At 40.3% G+C, this 19,801-nt stretch carries 17 protein-coding genes; 8 read left to right on the top strand and 9 right to left on the bottom strand.

All coding sequences use genetic code 11. The features are described from left to right. Positions 1-522: 522 nt before the first annotated feature. The 3 genes from ACYSN2_RS03055 (at position 523) to nfo (ending at position 3,759) form a co-directional block, all read left to right on the top strand. Positions 523-879 carry a DUF485 domain-containing protein gene (locus ACYSN2_RS03055; RefSeq protein ID WP_461748789.1) on the top strand — a complete coding sequence of 119 codons (357 nt, stop codon included), beginning with the start codon at positions 523-525 and terminating at the stop codon, positions 877-879. Further along, positions 863-2,554 carry a cation acetate symporter gene (locus ACYSN2_RS03060; protein ID WP_461748790.1) on the top strand — a complete coding sequence of 564 codons (1,692 nt, stop codon included), beginning with the start codon at positions 863-865 and terminating at the stop codon, positions 2,552-2,554. Before ACYSN2_RS03055 ends, ACYSN2_RS03060 begins: the two co-directional genes overlap by 17 nt. Before the next feature lie 359 nt (positions 2,555-2,913). Continuing rightward, positions 2,914-3,759: a deoxyribonuclease IV gene (gene nfo / locus ACYSN2_RS03065; RefSeq protein WP_461748791.1), complete on the top strand. Its 846-nt coding sequence runs from the start codon at positions 2,914-2,916 to the stop codon at positions 3,757-3,759. A 228-nt stretch (positions 3,760-3,987) separates the two neighbouring features. Here nfo and rbsK read toward each other — a convergent pair whose 3' ends face one another. After that, entirely contained in the window at positions 3,988-4,938 is a 951-nt protein-coding gene (gene rbsK / locus ACYSN2_RS03070; protein ID WP_461748792.1) for a ribokinase, read from the bottom strand. A 381-nt stretch (positions 4,939-5,319) separates the two neighbouring features. On the opposite strand from rbsK, the gene ACYSN2_RS03075 reads away from it, so the two are divergent. The 5 genes from ACYSN2_RS03075 to ACYSN2_RS03095 all read left to right on the top strand — a co-directional run bounded on the left by ACYSN2_RS03075 (position 5,320) and on the right by ACYSN2_RS03095 (position 9,446). Further along, complete coding sequence (locus tag ACYSN2_RS03075; protein ID WP_461748793.1) at positions 5,320-6,213, top strand: glutamate/aspartate ABC transporter substrate-binding protein; 894 nt, start codon at positions 5,320-5,322, stop codon at positions 6,211-6,213. Between the two features lie 207 nt (positions 6,214-6,420). Further along, positions 6,421-7,152, top strand: a complete 732-nt coding sequence (locus tag ACYSN2_RS03080) for an amino acid ABC transporter permease (RefSeq protein WP_461748794.1) — start codon at positions 6,421-6,423, stop codon at positions 7,150-7,152. A gap of 1 nt (position 7,153) precedes the next feature. Next, positions 7,154-7,846, top strand: coding sequence for an ABC transporter permease subunit (locus ACYSN2_RS03085; protein WP_461748795.1), 693 nt, complete (start codon positions 7,154-7,156; stop codon positions 7,844-7,846). Continuing rightward, positions 7,843-8,574: an amino acid ABC transporter ATP-binding protein gene (locus ACYSN2_RS03090; protein ID WP_461748796.1), complete on the top strand. Its 732-nt coding sequence runs from the start codon at positions 7,843-7,845 to the stop codon at positions 8,572-8,574. The genes ACYSN2_RS03085 and ACYSN2_RS03090 overlap by 4 nt, the downstream gene beginning before the upstream one ends. 383 nt (positions 8,575-8,957) lie before the next feature. Then, positions 8,958-9,446 carry a hypothetical protein gene (locus ACYSN2_RS03095; RefSeq protein ID WP_461748797.1) on the top strand — a complete coding sequence of 163 codons (489 nt, stop codon included), beginning with the start codon at positions 8,958-8,960 and terminating at the stop codon, positions 9,444-9,446. 51 nt (positions 9,447-9,497) lie between these two features. On the opposite strand, the gene ACYSN2_RS03100 is transcribed toward ACYSN2_RS03095, so the two are convergent. The 8 genes from ACYSN2_RS03100 to ACYSN2_RS03135 form a co-directional block, all read right to left on the bottom strand. Then, positions 9,498-10,514, bottom strand: a complete 1,017-nt coding sequence (locus ACYSN2_RS03100) for a peptide ABC transporter ATP-binding protein (protein ID WP_461748798.1) — start codon at positions 10,512-10,514, stop codon at positions 9,498-9,500. Then, positions 10,501-11,496 (bottom strand): dipeptide ABC transporter ATP-binding protein, encoded by a 996-nt coding sequence (dppD, locus tag ACYSN2_RS03105; RefSeq protein ID WP_461748799.1) that lies wholly within the window; start codon positions 11,494-11,496, stop codon positions 10,501-10,503. Before dppD ends, ACYSN2_RS03100 begins: the two co-directional genes overlap by 14 nt. Before the next feature lie 21 nt (positions 11,497-11,517). Then, positions 11,518-12,432: a dipeptide ABC transporter permease DppC gene (gene dppC, locus ACYSN2_RS03110; protein WP_461748879.1), complete on the bottom strand. Its 915-nt coding sequence runs from the start codon at positions 12,430-12,432 to the stop codon at positions 11,518-11,520. Between the two features lie 60 nt (positions 12,433-12,492). Beyond that, positions 12,493-13,509 (bottom strand): dipeptide ABC transporter permease DppB, encoded by a 1,017-nt coding sequence (dppB, locus tag ACYSN2_RS03115; protein ID WP_461748800.1) that lies wholly within the window; start codon positions 13,507-13,509, stop codon positions 12,493-12,495. A gap of 135 nt (positions 13,510-13,644) precedes the next feature. Further along, on the bottom strand, positions 13,645-15,246 hold the full coding sequence (locus ACYSN2_RS03120) for an ABC transporter substrate-binding protein (RefSeq protein WP_461748880.1): 1,602 nt from the start codon (positions 15,244-15,246) through the stop codon (positions 13,645-13,647). Between the two features lie 379 nt (positions 15,247-15,625). Further along, positions 15,626-17,242, bottom strand: coding sequence for an ABC transporter substrate-binding protein (locus tag ACYSN2_RS03125; protein WP_461748881.1), 1,617 nt, complete (start codon positions 17,240-17,242; stop codon positions 15,626-15,628). Between the two features lie 212 nt (positions 17,243-17,454). Beyond that, on the bottom strand, positions 17,455-18,855 hold the full coding sequence (locus tag ACYSN2_RS03130; protein ID WP_461748801.1) for a M20 family metallopeptidase: 1,401 nt from the start codon (positions 18,853-18,855) through the stop codon (positions 17,455-17,457). A gap of 53 nt (positions 18,856-18,908) precedes the next feature. Beyond that, positions 18,909-19,691 (bottom strand): TSUP family transporter, encoded by a 783-nt coding sequence (locus ACYSN2_RS03135; RefSeq protein ID WP_461748802.1) that lies wholly within the window; start codon positions 19,689-19,691, stop codon positions 18,909-18,911. Positions 19,692-19,801 lie beyond the last annotated feature (110 nt).

Raw genomic sequence — 19,801 nt, forward strand, 5'->3', positions numbered from 1 at the left:
CTTCTATAAATCATTATCATATCGTATCAATTGATAATGATTCATAACGCCATCGGGCGCTAGGAAACTTGGGTAATAGAGTTTTCTAGCGCCCGATTTTTATTTCTAATTTGCTATAAAAAAAAAGCTATGATAGCTTAAAAACATTCTTCAAAGAGAACAAATGGGCGCTTAATGAATCATTTCAAATATAAAAATAGTCCCTATCCGTGACACAATCATCAAAATATCCACCAGAAACATAAAAAATATAATAAAAAAGAGGTCAAGATCAATAAATTTGCTTAAAAAAATCAACAGATTATTTAAATATAAAATAAGATAAATTTATGTAAATATTCAGATAGCTTGTCATTGATTGGCAAATTCCTTATTTCAGATACTTCGATTTCAATTCTGATGAATCAGTCTAGTTTCAAAAATACATTATAAAAAAGATTAACCATTACCAGATACATCATTCAATAACCATAAAATCACCATAACCATCATTAACTATTTCAATTACTGAGGAGGATGACTATGTCCAATGCAAATCAGGAGAATTACAATCGCGAATACGATGAAATGATCGCAGCGATTGGTAAGAATCCGAAATTTTATACGGTCGTCAAAAAGAAGCAGTTCTTTAGCTTAACGCTATTGGCTTTAACATTAGGTTTTTATATTTTACTCATGCTTGCAGTTGCATTTGCACCGAATCTCGTAGGGGAACCTATTTCAAAAGATTCTGTCACTACTTGGGGAATTCCTGCAGGGTTCTTCCTCATTATTTGGACTGTCATTCTGACCGGCGTTTATATTAATCGCACCAATAAAGTATATGACCCAATGACTGAAAACCTTATCAAGGAGGTTGCGAATGAAACACTTAAATAAGCATTTAACCGCAGCTTCTATTCTTGCGTTACCACTATTCACAAGTGCGTTTGCACAGTCAGGCGGAGAGAAGAATTGGACAGCTATTATCATGTTCTTCATCTTCGTCATCGCAACACTATTCATTACTTTCTGGGCGGCCAATAAAACGAAATCAGCATCTGACTTCTATACTGCGGGTGGCGGATTATCAGGCTTCCAAAATGGACTTGCCATTGCCGGTGACTATCTTTCATCTGCATCATTCCTTGGAATTTCCGCAATGGTATTTACCTCAGGATATGATGGTTTAATCTACTCCTTCGGTTTCTTCATCGGCTGGCCTGTGATTCTTTTCCTCATGGCAGAACGCTTTAGAAACTTAGGGAAATTCACATTTGCTGACGTTACAGCGTATCGTTTAAAACAAACCCCCATTCGTATCTTAGCGGCATTCTCCACAATGGCGATTGTTCTTCTCTATTTGATCGCGCAAATGGTAGGAGCAGGTAAACTCATTGAGCTTCTCTTTGGTTTAAGCTACGGCGTTGCGGTAATGATCGTTGGGGTTCTCATGGTTGTATACGTTCTCTTCGGAGGAATGCTTGCGACAACGTGGGTTCAAATGATTAAAGCAGTTCTAATCCTCTTTGGGGCAACAGTCATGTCAGTTGTGGTATTAGCATGGTCAGGATTTGATCTTGGCACACTCTTTAATGCCGCTGTTGAAAAGAGCCCGAAAGGCATCGATATCATGAAACCAGGTCTTCAATTCCCGAATCCTGTAGATGCCATCTCATTAGGCGTTGGTTTAATGTTCGGTACTGCCGGTCTTCCACATATCTTAATGCGTTTCTTCACAGTAAAAGATGCGAAAGAAGCAAGAAAATCTGTACTCTATGCCACTACATTTATCGGTTATTTCTATCTCTTAATGTTCATCATTGGATTTGGCGCAATTGTGTATGTAATGGGTGTTCCAGAGTATATGAGCGGTGAATCTCTCATTGGTGGAAACAACATGGCCGCAATTCACTTAGCGCATGCTGTAGGTGGAAACTTATTCTTAGGATTTATGTCTGCAGTAACGTTTGCAACACTTGTTGCGGTCGTTGCGGGATTAACCCTTGCTGGTGCATCTGCAATCAGCCACGACCTTTATGCAAACGTGATCATGAAAGGAAAGCCTGTCATGAAAACTGAGCTTAAAATCTCTCGTTACACAACGATTGCTTTAGGTGTGATTGCGATTCTTCTTGGGATCATGTTTGAAAACCAAAACGTTGCATTCGTAGTAGGACTTGCGTTCTCAATCGGGGCTTCTGCAAACTTCCCGTTACTATTCCTCTCTATGTATTGGAAAAAACTATCAACACGTGGCGCGGTCATCGGTGGTGCGGCTGGTTTAGTTTCAGCGGTAATCATCATTATCTTAGGTCCTGAAGTTTGGGGAAATGTACTTGGAAATGGCGAAGGCATCTTACCGTATAACAACCCTGCACTCTTCTCGATTCCTATCGCATTCATCGTCACAATGATCTTCTCACTGACGGATCATTCTGAAGAAGCGAAAGCAGAACAAGCAGTATTTAGTCCACAATATGTTCGTTCACAAGTAGGTGGAGAAGGTATTGCAGATGCAATCATGCAATATCGTCAAGTAAACCATCCTGACTTTAACCAAGAACAAAAATAAATTGAATTGAGTTGTGGAGTGAAACTAAGCGCTTCACTCCCACAACTCGAAACAATGTCGAAGCAGTCCTTATGCAGTTGTTTGTCCCCGCTATGCGGGGATTTTTTTATCTCCATTTCCCCTCATTCATATTGTTTCTTATATCTCCTATTTACCCATATAAAAACACTATGAATGCCGTTCTTAAAGAATACGATATCGTTAAAAACTTCTATCTTTCTCATAAAATAATTCAACTATAAGAAGCTCAACATTCCTCATAGAAATCGGTACAATGACCCATCAAATAACATCAATGAAATAGCACAAATGAGAGATTCATTTAATTCAATCATAGGAATTAAACTAGGGATTTAAATATGACATATTATATTGGCGCCCATGTGAGCGCTGCCGGTGGTGTACAAAATACCGTTAAAAATGCCGAAGCGATTGGCGCAAATGCATTTGCATTATTCACAAAAAACAATCGCCGCTGGGAAGGTCCACCGCTCAAAAAAGCAGATATTGAAAGCTATAAGCGTTTTCTAGAAGTTTATAAATTCAGCCCAAAACATATCTTGCCACATGCAAGTTATCTCATTAATCCCGGCCATCATGATATCGAGCAACTTACAAAATCTCGTAATGCACTCTTAGATGAATTTCAGCGTTGCGAACAATTAGGGATTGAGCTTATTAACTTTCATCCCGGTAGCCACTTAAATAAAATGCCGATCAATGAATGTTTAGCGACCATTGCGGAATCCATTAATATCGTTTTAGAGCAAACAGAAGACGTCACAGCGGTCATTGAAAATACCGCAGGACAAGGCTCAAACCTTGGCTTTGATTTTGAACATATCGCAAGAATCATTGAAGATGTAACAGATAAATCTCGTGTTGGTGTTTGTATCGATACTTGCCATGCATTTGCCGCAGGATATGAACTTCGTACAGAAGAAGGCTGTGATAATACCTTTGCGGAGTTTGATAAAGTTGTGGGATTTGAGTATCTCAGAGCGCTTCACTTAAACGATTCTAAAGGTGCTTTTGATAGCCGAGTGGACCGTCATCATAGTCTTGGGAAAGGGGAGATTGGTGAAACACCTTTCCGCTACATTATGCAAGATGATCGATTCCGAAATATGCCGTTAGTATTAGAAACCATTGAGCCGGAAATTTGGAAAGATGAAATTGCATGGTTGCGTTCTTTAGAAAAATAACCATAAGAAATTCGTAGAATTCTTAAAAACAAAACCCCAAATATCATGCTACAACAAGCAGAAATATTTGGGGTTTTGTTCGTTCATCTTTATAGATATTCCTATAAATATGCCGCACTCGCAAAAATCACCCTTCTGATTATCCTTTTTGGCTTTCAAATCACTTTAAATCCTATTTAAAAACACGCTTCTTTTACATGAATGTTTCACGTGAATCATTACCAGTTTTTACTGATTTTGTAAGAAAGTATCAATTTCTGCTCTCCAAGGAACTGCCGGTTGAGCACCTTTTTTTGTCACCGCAAGCGCAGCGGCTGCATGCGCAATTTTTACGGCATCAAGAAGCGCTTTATCTTCTAATAATGCCGTGACTAATACACCATTAAATGTATCGCCGGCACCAATCGTATCTATCGCTTTCACAGAAAATCCCGGCACCAGTTTCTTGGTTTCATGTGAATCATCTCTCTTTTCGCTAACCCACGCACCTTTTTTACCTAAGGTGATGATGACCGTTTCAATCCCCTTTTCATGCAAAATCATTGCTGCTTTTTCAGCATCGTCTTCTGTATCAATGGTAATGCCGGTTAGGATTTTGGCTTCTGTTTCATTCGGCGTGATGATATCAATATTCGCTAAAAACGCATCAGATAACGCTTTTGCCGGAGCTGGATTTAATACCACTTTCACACCTGATTTTTTCGCGGTTTTGGCAGCTAATTCTAACGCTTCAATCGGTGTTTCAAGTTGCATCAAAAGCATATCAGAAGCTTCAATATTCGGTAATATCGGTGTAACAAATTCAGAGGTTACATGAGCATTGGCACCGGCATAAATCCCGATCATATTCTCCGCTTCTTGATTCACAAAGATGAGCGCTACGCCGGTTTTTTCATCTTCAATCACCTCGATTAAAGTCGTTTGAATCTGATCTTTTTTAAATTGCGCTATTGCCTCTTTCCCAACTTCATCATTTCCAACCGCCGCAATAAAGGTAATATCTGCGCCTGCCCTGCCGGCAGCAACTGCTTGATTAGCGCCTTTTCCGCCTAAAGCAACTTGATATTGATCTCCCGCCAAAGTTTCTCCTGGCGTTAAAAAGTGTGGGACATTCAAAATATAATCCACATTACAGCTTCCTAAAATGATCAGTTTCTTCTTCATGGCTTGGTTCTTCATGCTTAGCTCTTCTTGACAATGATTCTTCTCAGAATAAATCGTTACAACTAACTCGTCAAGAACCTACATCAATGAGTTATCAATCCGACAATAAGACCGATATCCATAGTTTTCAACCTCCTTCTTAATCCATTAATTACAAAAAATAACAATCATATAACTTATCTTGAGAAAAATATCTACGCAAAGGGTCTTGCTTTTTTAATAGCCCTAGCCTATATCTAAAGATAGCTGAAAAGATTCAGAAAAAATCATAACAATTTATAAAAAGAGCCGTACCGACGATTCATACTTTCTGTATCACCATACTAATAATAGATATTAAAAAATATCACGTCAGCTTCTGCTAGGGAATCTTAGCAACCAAACAAAGGAGATCATATGAAAAAAACACTTCTCGGGCTTGCGCTTTGCGGCCTTATTTCTATACCTAGCATTACTTTCGCTGAAGAGCTTACCGGCACTTTAAAGAAAATTAATGATTCGGGCTCTATCACTTTAGGGCATCGCGAATCTTCTATTCCCTACTCTTACTACGATAATCAGCAAAATGTCATCGGTTATTCTCATGATGTGAGCCTGAAAATTGTTGAAGGGATTGAGAAAAAACTCGGCAAAAAGATTGATATCAAACTGATGCCAATTACTTCGCAAAACCGTATTCCGCTCATGCGTAATGGCACCATTGATCTTGAGTGCGGATCCACTACTCATAATACTTCACGTGCGCAAGAAGCAGGATTTTCCAATACCATCTTTATTATCAATATCCGCATGGTAACAGATGTTAATTCTGGAGTTTCTGACTTTGAAGATTTAGAGAATAAAGTCGTTATCACCACTGCCGGCACCACTTCTGAGCGAATTCTGCGTAATATGAATGCCGAGAAAAATATGAATATGCGTATTCAAGCGGCGAAAGATCACGGCGATGCTTTTATGATGCTTGCGGATAATCGAGGTGTGGCATTCGTGATGGATGATTCTCTACTTTACGGCGAACGTGCAAAATCTCCACAACCTGATCGTTGGGTTGTAACTGGAGAGTCACAAGATCAAGAAGCATACGCATGTATGATGCGAAAAGATGATCCGGAGTTTAAAGCAGTTGCCGATGAAGTGATTGCAGAAATGTCGGCATCCGGTGAAATGGCGAAGATTTACGAGAAATGGTTTACCCAGCCGATTCCTCCTCGCAATGTGAATCTTGATTTCCCATTGTCTGAAAGCATGATTGAGCTCTTTAACAATCCAACGGATGTTCCTTATCAGTAACATCTTCTCTGAATCACGGGATTTTTATGATTGATCATCGATTGAATATCATCTATTGAATCATGAATAACACTGATAACTCTTCTTTCCCATGATTCTCATTTACAAAAAGGTGCGAAGCCATCATCAATTTCGCACCCTTTTTTGTACGCTTTTTCGTACTAAATATATTCCATATTTCACTGTATACACTATAAAGGTTTCACTATGTTTGAATTAGATTTTTCAATCTTATTTCACGAGGCCGTTATTAACGAAACCTATCTTGATTGGCTTCTAGAAGGCGCAAAATGGACGATTATCTCTTCTAGTGCTAGCTGGTTTTTAGCGCTCGTACTCGGCATTATTGTCGGCACCATGAGAACGCTTCCAAGTAAAACGCTTCGTTTTTTGGGCGCGACTTATGTGGAGTGCCTTCGAAATGTTCCGTTAATCGTGCAACTCTTCTTTTGGTATTACGTTTGGCCAAATCTCATGCCGACAGCCATGGGCGATTGGATTAAAGGTCAAGATCCGTTAGTCCAAATGATGACTGCCGGGATTTTATGTTTAGGACTTTTTACCTCTGCAAGGATTGCAGAGCAAGTTCGCTCAAGCATTGAATCTCTTGCCGGTGGACAAATGCGTGCGGCGCTTGCAAGCGGTTTATCACTGCCACAGGCTTATCGCTACGTGATTTTACCGCAAGCGCTTCGTATTATCTTGCCACCAATGACTTCTGAATTACTCAATATCTTTAAGAACTCTTCCGTACTACAAACCATTGGTTTAGCGGAGCTGACAAGACAAGCAGCGCAAATCAATGATTACACGGCAAAAGCGTATGAATCATTTATTTTAGTCACCGTTGCCTACATCATCATTAATGTCACATTGATGTTTATTATGAAAGCAATTGAACATTTCACCCAACTTCCCACGCTGAAAAAAGGAGCTTAAAATGGATAACTTTTCATTCTCAAGCCTTTTCTCAATCATTGGCGAAAACTATGAATTCCTTCTACAAGGAATGGGCGTTAGCTTACAGATCACGGCGATTGCCATTGTTGTTGGAATTTTATGGGGAATTGTTTTAGCAGTTTTAAGACTATATGCACCGAAACCCATTGCCTTGCTTGCCACGGGTTATGTAAACCTCTTTCGCTCCATTCCGCTTATCATGGTGTTGATGTGGTTCTATCTTGCAATTGGCCCAACGGTTCAGCAATATTTTGGTATTGGGAATAGCTCTAGCGTTCGGCTGATTTGGGCGATTGTGGCATTCTCACTCTTTGAAGCGGCTTACTATTCGGAAATCATTCGTGCCGGTTTTAAAAGCGTGCGCAGTCAGCAGATGTCAGCATCTCTTGCTCTTGGCATGACGAGAATCCAAGCAATCTACTACGTCATCCTACCGCAAGCACTTCGCAATATGGTACCGCTTCTCTTAACTCAAGCCATTATCCTCTTTCAGGATACTTCGCTTGTTTACATTATGAGTTTAAATGATTTCTTTAGAGCCACAGATATTATTGGTTACAACAATAATGCCAAGATGGAGATGATTCTCTTTGCCGGTTTTATCTACTTTATTATCTGCTTTTCACTTTCAAGTCTCGTACGAACGTTGCAAAAAAGGAGACGCACAGCATGATTACGTATAAAAATGTTAGTAAATTTTATGGGGATTTTCAGGTTTTAAAAAACTGCTCGACAGAAATCGCTGAGAAAGAAGTAGTGGTCGTTTGTGGTCCTTCTGGATCTGGGAAATCTACGCTCATTCAATGCGCTAATGGCTTAGAGCCGTTTCAAGAAGGCGACATTATTATTAATGGCCACTCTCTTGCAAGTAAGAAAACCAATATCAATAAAGTTCGCACGCAAGTGGGAATGGTATTCCAGCACTTCGAGCTTTTTCCTAATATGAGTATCGAAAAAAATCTCATGCTCGCACAAACTAAAGTGCTAAAACGTAGTAAAGATGAAGCGCATCTCAAAGCATTAGCGCTTCTCGATCGTGTAGGTTTAAGCAAACATTTGGGAAAATACCCAACACAACTTTCCGGCGGACAACAGCAACGTGTCGCCATTGCAAGAGCACTCGCAATGGATCCCGTTGTAATGCTCTTTGATGAACCCACTTCTGCGCTTGATCCTGAAATGATTCATGAAGTATTAGCGGTCATGACAGAGCTGGCGCAAGAAGGAATGACGATGATGTGCGTGACCCATGAAATGGGATTTGCACGCCAAGTGGCAGATCGCGTGATCTTCATTGATGCCGGAGAAATTTGTGATGATGTTTCCAAAGAAGAGTTCTTCAACGGCGATCCAAGCCCAAGAGCACAACTCTTCTTAAAAAACATCTTCCAGTGTGATTAATAAAATGTTACATAAATATCATCAAATCATAATCACCAAAGCTTTAAGATTTTAGATATCGCAGTATTACTCCATAATACATGTGGTATCTAACTAAAAGGTGTTATAGGACATTTATAAAACATTCCTATAACGCCTCTTTTTTTATCACTATTTACTATTTCTATTCCAAATCTAAAAAATCTACCTCATTTAATGCCATCTGACTTTTAAACCAATATAGCTATCATTAAAATATCCTTTCCGACTTCAGCCTATTAATAGATATCCCACAGCACAAAAATTTACCAAATAATTAATATAATGCATTATCTATAATAATAAATATAAAGCGACATCTAATTAATCATTTCTAATTTTTAAATTTTTCAAGATAGGCAATAATGAATAAATTTTTTATTTTTTTACTAAGTTGCTCCCTGCTTGCAGGATGCGCATCTCAACCGAACTATATATATGAAGCTCAGGAAAATGATGCAAAGATAAAGTTCTCTTCAGACTTTGATTCATATACTTTCTTTTATCTACAACATCAAGGATTACCCTATAAACGCTTAGCATCCTTTCTTCAAACATCTATCATTAAAGATGCTACAACCAAAGAAGAGGTTGTCTACGTACCTAAAAATACTGCTTTAATTCTTGAAGCTCAATATGCGAACAAAGATTTGGCTAGTATCTACTCTGCTACAAGAACCTGTGGTCCTTTAAAGACAATATTGATTACAAAACCTAACCAGACTTACTTAGTGAGAATGAATAAAACAAATCATAATGAAGGAAAGGGCTTTTTTGATAAAAAAGTTGATGAGCAATGCTTCTTAACTATTATTGATGAAAAAACCCAAAAATCTGTATTACTTAAAAAATAACTTAGAAACGATTGATAGAAAAACTATTTCTCCTCTATCAATCGCTCCTATTTATAGCTCATCTAACTTAAAACAAGCCACTTCATGCGGAAAGCCTTTGCTATCGAGATAGGTTTTAATCTCAGGCTGAGATTGCCGGCATTTCTCAAATGCATACTGACATCTTGCATGAAATGCACAGCCTTTCGGTGGATTCAGAGGGCTTGGAAGCTCGCCTGTTAAAGTGATTTTCTCTCGTTTATTTTCCGGATTTAATCTCGGTGTTGCCGATAATAACGCCTGCGTATAAGGATGCATCGGTTCGAAAAAGAGCGCTTCTTTCGAAGCTTTTTCCACAGATTTTCCTAAATACATTACTAACACATCATCAGCAATATGCTCTACTACCGACAGATCATGTGAGATAAAGAGATACGATAATCCAAGCTCATCTTGCAAATCCATCATAAGATTCAAAACTTGCGCTTGTACTGACACATCAAGCGCTGAAACAGGTTCATCAGCAATGACGATATCGGGATTGAGCATTAATCCCCGCGCAATAGCAATTCTTTGGCGTTGTCCGCCGGAGAACATGTGCGGATAACGATCATAAAACTCCGCCCGAAGCCCGACTTTCGCCATAATTTCTAACACTCGCTCTTTCCGCTCTGAGCTTGATAGAGAGGTATTAATCAATAACGGCTCTTCTAAAATCGTCCCCACTTTTTTCCGAGGATTGAGAGAACCATAAGGATTTTGAAAAATAATCTGAATTTTTTGCCGGCGAAGTGCCGAGGTTTTCGGATCATTCTTTAAGAGCGATTCGCCATTATAGAGAAGCTCACCACTTGTCGGCGCTTCAATCATCGTTAACACTTTCGCTAAAGTGGATTTCCCACAACCAGATTCGCCGACAACCGCTAATGTCTTCCCTTTCTCTAAGATAAAAGAGATGCCATTGAGCGCTTTAACTTCGCCCTTCCCTTTCAAAAACCCTCGGCTCACGGGATAAAACTTCGCAAGATCATCCACCTTTAAAAGCGGTTCTGACGAATTTACGGATTGTTGAGAATTAAGATGCGTCATATAACACCTCCACTTTTAAATCTTGAACTAATGGGAAATGGCACTTCACAAAGCGATCATCGATCTGCTTCAATGCTGGTTCTTCTTCCATACAAATTGGCTGTTTATAGGGGCAACGAGGATTTAAAAGACAGCCTTTAGGACGATCATATTTCCCCGGAACAACGCCCGGCAGGGATTCTAATCGAGCTTTTCCTTTGGAAAACTCCGGCAATGATTTCAGCAATGCTTCCGTATAAGGATGATATGGCTGACGAAATAGCTCTTCTGCTTTTGCAATCTCTACCACTTGCCCTGCGTACATCACTACGATTTTATCGGCAGATTCTGCGACCAATGCTAAATCATGAGTAATCAGAAGAAGCGCCATATCTTGCTCTTTCTGAAGCTTCAAAAGAAGCGACATGATTTGCCCTTGAATCGTCACATCTAATGCCGTTGTAGGTTCATCGGCAATCAATAATTTCGGACTACACGCAATCGCCATGGCGATCATTACCCTTTGACTCATGCCGCCGGAAAGTTGATGCGGATAGAGATTAAAGCGATTTGCCGCATCCGGAATCCCCACTTCTGTGAGAAGCTCGATGGTTTTTGCTTTACGCACTCGCCCACTTCCGCCTTGATGCGCTTTGAGCGTTTCCATAATCTGATATCCCACCGTAAATGAGGGATTCAGAGATGTCATGGGATCTTGGAAGATCATAGCAACATCATCGCCTAAAATTCTTCTGCGCTCTTTTCGGCTCAGTGTTTGAAGATCTTTACCATCGAATTCTAAACTATTAGCAGTGACTGTTCCCGGAAAATCTATCAAGCCCATAATAGCTAATGAGCTCACCGATTTACCAGAACCCGATTCGCCAACAATGCCGACAACTTCGCCACGATCTACCGTATAACTAATGCGATCTACGGCACGAAAACGATCCGATTTTTCACCAAACTCGACCGTTAGTGTATCTACTTTTAAGAGTGTCATAATTATCTGCTCCTTGAGATATTAAACTTTCAGTTTGGGATCGAGCGCATCACGTAGCCCATCGCCCATTAAGTTAAATGCTAATACCGTTGTTAAAATCGCAATCCCCGGGAAAGCCACAACCCACCATGCAGATTGCGCATATTGCAGAACATCCGATAACATCGTTCCCCACTCCGGCGTGGGTGGCTGCGCCCCCATTCCAAGGAATCCAAGTGCCGCCATATCTAAAATCGCATTCGAAAATCCGAGTGTTGCTTGCACGATTAGAGGCGCTAAACAGTTTGGCAAGATATTAATAAACATCTGTCTAAAATTACCGGCGCCGGCAACTTTAGAAGCAACGACATAATCTTTCTCCATCTCGCTAAGTGTGGTCGCTCTTGTTAATCGCACATAATGCGGTAACGCCACAAAGGCAAGTGCAATAGAAGCATTGACAATAGATGGTCCGAAAATCGCTACTAAGACAAGCGCTAATAATAGACTTGGTAATGCGAGCATAATATCGACAATGCGCATAATGACGGCTTCAACAACGCCGCCAAAATACCCAGCTAATAGCCCTAATGTAATCCCTAAAATTAAGGAAACCACAACAACGACAACACCCACTAATAACGATAAACGCGCCCCATAAATCAAACGGCTTAAAATATCTCGTCCAACGTCATCCGTTCCTAAGATAAATTTCCAAGAACCCCCTTCCATCCAAACAGGCGGTACCAAAAGCTCTCCTCGAAACTGCTCTGAAGGCGAATGCGGTGCAATGAAGTTTGCAAATACCGCAACAAATACAATAAACAGAATAAAGTAGAGCCCAAGAAGCGCCCCTTTATTCTTCTTAAAGTAGAACCAAAATTGTTGCAGATTCCCTTGTGGTTTTTTTACATCCAGAAGTTCAGGTGCAACAGGTCGATTCTCTTCAAGCTTCATTTCCCCATCTTCTAAGATCACATTGAGATCATTATTATGATTATTACTCATCTGATCCTCCTATTTATGTCTGATACGAGGGTTTACAACCCCGTAAAGCAGATCGACAACTAAATTCACAAGAATAATTAGCGTTGCCACTAATAAAACGCCTCCTTGAACTACAGGATAATCTCGGCGTTGAAGCGCTTCAATTAGCCAACGTCCAATGCCGGGCCATGAGAAAATAGTTTCCGTTAAAATCGCACCGCCGAGCATGGTTCCTACTTGTAAACCAATCACAGTTACCACCGGAATTAAGGCATTACGAAGTGCATGAATTAAGATAATACGCGCACGTCCCAAACCTTTTGCTCTTGCCGTTAAGATATAATCCTCGTTTAAAACTTCTAACATCGATGATCGCGTCATTCGTACAATGACCGCCAATGGAATCGTACCCAATACGATTGCCGGCAAAATCATATGCTGTACAGCATCTTTGAAATCGCCCTTTTCACCGAAGAAAAAGGTATCAATGAGCATAAATCCTGTGAGTGGATCTTGATCATCTAAAAAGACCATATCGCTGATTCTTCCTGATACTGGTGTTAAATCAAGCTTCACCGACACAAGCAAAATCAGCATCATTCCCCACCAAAATATCGGCATGGAATATCCTGTGAGTGAAATTCCTACAGCAGTATGATCAAAGACTGATCCGCGTTTTACGGCAGCTAAAACGCCGGTAGGAACGCCAACAACCACCGCAAAAATCATGGCGCAAGTTGCAAGCTCTAAAGTCGCTTTAAAACGTGGCACAAATTCTGTCCAAACAGGTCTTTGCGTCACAAGGGAATTTCCTAAATCTCCGTGAAAAATGCCTTTGAGATATTCCCAATATTGGATGATGTATGGTTGATCATAGCCAAATTGCGCTCGCAGTTCGGCATATCTCTCAGGAGAAATCCCTCTTTCACCGGCAAGTAGTAAAATCGGATCTCCGGGGATCAGATGGATGAAAATAAACGTCAAAAGGGTAATTCCAATAAAGGTTGGAATAATCATCCCAAGACGCCGAAAGAAGAATTGAATCATAATAGTTCCAGTATTTCTAAGTAAAAATCGGCATAAAATTCAAATAAAAGAGCGCCAGATTTGCAGCTGGCGCTTTCATCTTAACGACAATTAAGTCATTGAATTTATTAATTTTAAAAGAACATTGTAGTTATGTTATTTTTCCTCAATGTCCACTTGATAGAAGTTATGTGTTCCAAGCGGATCAATCGTATAATTCACGACTTCTTTGCGCATTGGCATATACACCGTTGAGTGCGCAATGTTCAGTACAGGCTGATCTTGATGTTGAATTTCTTGTGCTTTGCGATACAGCTCTACACGTTTGTCATGATCTGTTGTAGAGCGCGCTTCTAAGAGCAACTTGTCAAACTCCTCATTACACCAACGAGAATAGTTAGAACCAGATTTCACAGCATCACAGCTTAAGAGGAATGAATAGAAGTTATCAGGATCTCCGTTATCGCCTGTCCAACCCATTAATACGGTATCATGCTCTCCTTTACGGATTCTTGTGAGATACTCGCCCCACTCATAGGTGACGATATTTGCTTTTACGCCGATTTTCGCCCAATCTGATTGAATCATCTCTGCCATTCTTCGAGCATTGGGATTATAAGGACGTTGTACCGGCATTGCCCAAAGTGTGATTTCTAAATCTTTCACACCCGCTTTATCAAGGAGTGCTTTCGCTTCTTCAACGTTATATTGATAATCTTCAATATCATCGTTATAGCTCCACATTGTCGGTGGAATGAAGTTTTTCGCCGCTTGTGCATTCCCTTGGAAAATTGCATCAATAATATCGGCTTTATTCACCGCTAAACTCAGCGCTTGTCGTACTTCGAGCTGATCTAGTGGTTTTTTATCCATATTAAATGCGAGATAACCAATGTTTAAACCTGTTGATTCTTGTACTTCAAGATTCGGATCTTTCTGCATACGATCTAAATCTGCAAGATTAGGATATGGCATGACATGACATTCGCCTTTCTGCAATTTTGCAAAACGCACCGCAGCATCCGGCGTAATAGTGAATACTAAGCGATCAAGCTTTGCAGGCTCGCCAAAGTAATCATTAAATTTCGTGTAAAGAATACGAGAATCTTGCTCGTAAGTTCTAAATTGGAAAGGTCCTGTACCAATTGGTACAAGATCGATCTGCTCTGGTTTGCCTTTCGCTAATAATACTTCGCCATATTCCGCCGATAAAATGGAAGCAAACGCCATAGCAAGATTCGCTAAGAATGGAGATTCTGCGCGAGTTAGGGTGATTTTTACAGTATGATCATCCACCTTTTGCACAGATTCAATCAGCTCGTTAAAGCCCATTGCTTCGAAATATTCGAACTGTCTGCTCGATACATTATGATAAGGATGATCCTTATCCATCTGTCTTTCAAATGTGAAGATCACATCATCAGCATTGAAATCACGGGTTGGTTTAAAGTCACGATTACTATGGAATTTCACACCTTTGCGTAGATGGAATGTAAACTCTTTGCCATCTTCACTCACATCCCAAGATTCTGCTAAACTTGGCTCAAACTCTGTTGTACCGAGCTTAAATTCTGTTAAACGGCTATAAATCGGAATTCCACTGGCATCAAAGGTTGTTCCTGTTGAAGATAGCTGGGGATTAAATGTCTCCGGCGATGCTTCTGAACAGTAAACTAACGTTGCAGCACTGGCACTTCCCATTGCGAGTGTTCCGGCAATCATGAGTGCACTTAAGCCTTTTTTAACGGCGCGACTCATTTTTGATGGCTGTCTATAATCCGTCATAATTTCTCCTCCACGATCTTTATAAGGAATCCAATCCTTTAGCAGATCTGATTTATTAGTATATTTAGTAAAATATTTCGTAGAAAATTAAAAATATTTTATTCATCATTTTCTACAAAAAATAAGCATTAATAATAAGTACCTCTATTTATCTAAAATAGCAATACTCATTGTATACATTTTCCGCAATTGACACGGTTTTCACAGAAAAAGTGGTTATGAAATCAGATAATATCTAAAAATATAACGATCTATGCAAAATCTATACCAACAACAAGATTCCCAAAACTAAAAAATGCCAAAATCTCTTTTGGCATTTCAATGAAAACATCAAAGTTCCCTCTACTTTTTCCTACTTCTCTTCAATATCTACTTGATGGAAGTTATGCGAACCAAGCGGATCAATCACATAATTCACAACTTCTTTCCTCATCGGCATATAGACCGTTGAGTGTGCGATATTAAGCACCGGTAGCTCTTGATGATGAATCTCTTGCGCTTTACGGTAAAGTTCCACACGTTTGTCATGATCTGTTGTGGTGCGCGCATCTAATAACAGCTGATCGAAATCCTCATTACACCAACGAGAATAGTTCGAACCCACTTTTGCACCATTACAGCTTAAAAGGAATGAGTAAAAGTTATCAGGATCGCCATTATCGCCCGTCCAACCAATCAGAAGCGTGTCGTGTTCTCCTTCACGAGTTCTTGCTAAATACTCGCCCCACTCATAAGTAACGATATTCGCCTTAACACCAATCTGCGCCCAATCTGACTGAATCATCTCCGCCATTCTGCGCGCATTTGGGTTATAAGGACGCTGCACCGGCATTGCCCAAAGCGTGATTTCCAAATCTTTCACGCCGGCTTTATCAAGGAGTGCTTTCGCTTCCTCAACGTTATATTGATAATCTTCAATATCGTCGTTATAGCTCCACATTGTCGGTGGAATGAAGTTTTTCGCTGCTTGCGCATTGCCTTGGAAAATCGCTTCAATAATATCGGCTTTATTAATGGCAAGGCTCAATGCCTTTCTGACATCGAGCTGATCGAGCGGTTTTTTCTCGGTATTAAACGCTAAATACCCAATATTCAAACCCGTTGATTCTTGCACTTTGATATCTGAATCTTGATTCATGCGCTCGATATCTGCAAGATTTGGGAATGGCATCACATGACATTCTCCTTTCTGCAATTTTGCATAACGCACGGCGGCATCTGGCGTAATAGAGAATACTAAACGATCAAGCTTCGCAGGCTCGCCGAAATAGTCATTAAATTTTGTGTAGAGAATTCGAGAATCTTGCTCATAGGTTCTAAATTGAAACGGTCCTGTACCAATCGGTACGAGATCGATCTGTTCAGGCTTCCCTTTCTCCATCAAAACATCGGCATATTCTGCCGATAAAATAGAAGAAAATGGCATGGCAAGATTTGCTAAAAAGGGTGCATCTGCACGAGTGAGCGTAATTTTTACCGTATGATCATCCACCTTTTCCACAGATTCAATCAGCTCGTTAAAACCCATTCCTTCAAAATATTCAAACTGACGATTCGAAACATTATGATAAGGATGTTCAGGGTTCATCTGTCTTTCGAAAGTAAAGACAATATCATCGGCATTGAGATCACGGCTCGGTTTAAAATCTCGATTACTATGAAACTTTACGCCTTTGCGTAGATGAAAGGTATATTCCGTGCCATCTTCACTCACTTCCCAAGATTCCGCCAAGCTCGGTTCATATTCTGTAGTGCCGAGTTTAAACTCCGTTAAACGGCTATAAAGCGGCACGCCGCTCGCATCAAATGTGGTTCCAGCTAATCCTAATTGAGGATTAAATGTTTCCGGCGATGCTTCCGAGCAATAGACCAATGTCGCCGCACTCGCACTTCCCACCGCCAATGTTCCGGCAATCATCAATGCGCTTAAACCTCTTTTCACAGCACGGCTCATGATTGAGAGCTTCATCTCATTCTTCATCACATTTCTCCTTTAGTGATACATTTTTAATTATTATTAGTCGCAATTTGATGTTTTATCGTGGCTTTATAAAAATTCACGATAAATCATCAATATTGATAACAAGTACCGCTATTTCGCGAAAATAGCAACTTTCGATCTCGGATTCTCATGAATTAGAATCAGGTTGATGGATATCTAAAAGCGCATTTACTTATTAGTTATTTCAAATGGGTATCTTCTTTTAACTTCAAAATCTGCGATGCATTTTCGCCGATTTGATCAAATAGATGCACCATGATGGATAATCCTTCTCGCGCAATTTCCGGCAGAAAATGTTCATTCGGGCCATGTTGTCCACAAGCAGGATAGGAATGAGGAATCCATAAAGTTGGGAGATTGAGGTATTCAGAAAAAGGATGATTGGGAATGGATCCACCAATATTGGGTAAAAGTGCCGGTACTTTTCCAGTTGCCTCCTCCATTCTCATCATTACCCAAGAAATGAGTGGGTGTTCAGGATTAAACCTCGTTGCCGGGAAAAAGTTTAACTGTGAAACTTTGATCTGTGAGAAACCTTTTTCTATAAGCACTTGTTCAATTGCTGGAATCACGTTTTCAATATCCGTTCCCACAACAAACCGAAGCTGACATACGGCAATGGCTTCATGAGGAATGGCATTCATGGGGTTTTCAGGGTTGCCGGCAATAAACGAAAGGACTTCAAACGTATTCCAGCCAAACAGTTGTTCTGAAGCGGTAAATCCTTTCTCGCCCCAATTATCATGAACCTTAGGATCTGTTTCAGAAAAATGGAGAGGAATATTCCGTAAAATCTGCTGTAACGATTCTGTAAATGCCGGCGGTTTTAACGCATCAATGCGAATTTCGCCTGTTTCACTCACGATGTGTGTAATGCCATGCATAAGTTCAATGGCGGGATTACTGAGTAATCCTCCCCAATTGCCGGAATGATATCCTTGATCTCGCGCTGTAATTTTCAGCTCTATATTTAAACAGCCCCGAGATCCAAGAAATAGCGTAGGAACTTCAGCACTCACTCTTGGGCCATCAGATGCGATAAAAAGATCTGCTTTTAAACGATCTTTGTGTGCCAATACAACTTCTTCTAATCCCGGAGAAGCAAGCTCTTCTCCCATTTCAAACAGGATTTTACAGTTAAATCCAAGCCCGCCTTTTTCCTTTAAAATAATCTCAAGAGCGGTGAAATTTATCGTATGTTGCCCTTTATTATCCGCAATTCCTCTGCCGTACCACTTCCCATCTAGAATCGTAATATTCCACGGCGTTAAACCTTCTTGCCACAATGCATCTTGCCCTTGCACAACATCGCCATGTCCGTACATTAAAATCGTGGGAAGATCATCGGCTTCTATTCGTTCGGCAATTAAAAAAGGTTGCTCATCTTGCAAAACAACCTCTGTTTTAAATCCAAGATTCGATAATTCCGGAATAATAATCTCTTCCAAATATCGATATAACAGCGTTTGATCCTGACAATTTTGGCTGACTGAAGGAATTGCGATACGAGGTTTTAAGCGCTCTAATAGCTCGCCTGAATCGATAAAATCTTCCACAAATGCTTGGTATTTTCCTTGCATAGCTTCTCCTCCAATCCTTTATCTGCTCTAATTTTTAACTGAGAATCTTTTACTTAAAAAAACTGCAAAACCCATTGCGATAATGGATTACTTGGCTCTAATAAGAGCTTGATTGCCATGGCAATACTCATCACGATGAGTAATGGTCTAATCACTTTTCCACCATATTTTACGGCAAAACGTGCGCCTAATTGTGCGCCGATAAATGCGCCAACTGCCATTAACACGCCGAGTAAAACCTGCATCTCTCCTGAAAAAGCGAAAACTAAGAAAGAACCGATATTTGACGCAAAATTTGCGAGCTTTGTTTCGGCAATGGCGCTCACTAAAGTGCTTCCAAGCATTAGAACGAAAGCCACCATAAAAAAAGAGCCAGTTCCGGGCCCGAAAATTCCATCGTAAAAACCGATAATTGGCACGAACGTTAAGAGAAAAAGGGTACGAGAAATTTTCGCCCTCCGCTCTTTTCCATCTAAATTTGGCGAAAATACAAAGTAAGTTGCCACGCATAACAGCAAAATCGGCACGACAATTTGTAAGAACATGTCCGGCAATCTCGTTGCCAATGAAGCGCCGATAATCCCACCGGCTAATGCCGCAAAAAAGACCCATTTGGATTTTTTCCAATCAATCAAACCTTGACGAAAAAAGGCAAAGGTTGCCGAGAAAGATCCGGCTGAAGATTGTAGCTTATTCGTTGCTAATGCTTGCACCGGCGTTAAGCCCGATAACAAGAGTGCCGGCAAGGTAATCAATCCGCCGCCACCAGCAATTGCATCAATAAAGCCGGCAACTAGCGCCACAGCCATTAATATCAGGATCATTTCTCCTGCCATAATTTCCCCACTTTTATCGTTGTTATACTAAGTATTGATGAATATCGTCATCCATCTTTTATAAATTGTTATGCGCTCTATTGGATCGCCCAATCAATAGGCAAAATCTG

The organism is Ignatzschineria sp. LJL83, from assembly GCF_054871845.1.

Excerpts from the sequence above, each read along its gene's own strand:
- ACYSN2_RS03120 (WP_461748880.1), bottom strand. The coding sequence starts at position 15,246 with ATGAGTCGCGCCGTTAAAAAAGGCTTAAGTGCACTCATGATTGCCGGA.
- dppC (WP_461748879.1), bottom strand. The coding sequence starts at position 12,432 with ATGAAGCTTGAAGAGAATCGACCTGTTGCACCTGAACTTCTGGATGTA.
- ACYSN2_RS03100 (WP_461748798.1), bottom strand. The coding sequence starts at position 10,514 with ATGACGCATCTTAATTCTCAACAATCCGTAAATTCGTCAGAACCGCTT.
- ACYSN2_RS03095 (WP_461748797.1), top strand. The coding sequence starts at position 8,958 with ATGAATAAATTTTTTATTTTTTTACTAAGTTGCTCCCTGCTTGCAGGA.
- ACYSN2_RS03090 (WP_461748796.1), top strand. The coding sequence starts at position 7,843 with ATGATTACGTATAAAAATGTTAGTAAATTTTATGGGGATTTTCAGGTT.
- ACYSN2_RS03075 (WP_461748793.1), top strand. The coding sequence starts at position 5,320 with ATGAAAAAAACACTTCTCGGGCTTGCGCTTTGCGGCCTTATTTCTATA.
- ACYSN2_RS03080 (WP_461748794.1), top strand. The coding sequence starts at position 6,421 with ATGTTTGAATTAGATTTTTCAATCTTATTTCACGAGGCCGTTATTAAC.
- nfo (WP_461748791.1), top strand. The coding sequence starts at position 2,914 with ATGACATATTATATTGGCGCCCATGTGAGCGCTGCCGGTGGTGTACAA.
- ACYSN2_RS03135 (WP_461748802.1), bottom strand. The coding sequence starts at position 19,691 with ATGGCAGGAGAAATGATCCTGATATTAATGGCTGTGGCGCTAGTTGCC.
- ACYSN2_RS03055 (WP_461748789.1), top strand. The coding sequence starts at position 523 with ATGTCCAATGCAAATCAGGAGAATTACAATCGCGAATACGATGAAATG.
- dppB (WP_461748800.1), bottom strand. The coding sequence starts at position 13,509 with ATGATTCAATTCTTCTTTCGGCGTCTTGGGATGATTATTCCAACCTTT.
- ACYSN2_RS03130 (WP_461748801.1), bottom strand. The coding sequence starts at position 18,855 with ATGCAAGGAAAATACCAAGCATTTGTGGAAGATTTTATCGATTCAGGC.
- ACYSN2_RS03060 (WP_461748790.1), top strand. The coding sequence starts at position 863 with ATGAAACACTTAAATAAGCATTTAACCGCAGCTTCTATTCTTGCGTTA.
- dppD (WP_461748799.1), bottom strand. The coding sequence starts at position 11,496 with ATGACACTCTTAAAAGTAGATACACTAACGGTCGAGTTTGGTGAAAAA.
- ACYSN2_RS03125 (WP_461748881.1), bottom strand. The coding sequence starts at position 17,242 with ATGAAGCTCTCAATCATGAGCCGTGCTGTGAAAAGAGGTTTAAGCGCA.
- ACYSN2_RS03085 (WP_461748795.1), top strand. The coding sequence starts at position 7,154 with ATGGATAACTTTTCATTCTCAAGCCTTTTCTCAATCATTGGCGAAAAC.
- rbsK (WP_461748792.1), bottom strand. The coding sequence starts at position 4,938 with ATGAAGAACCAAGCCATGAAGAAGAAACTGATCATTTTAGGAAGCTGT.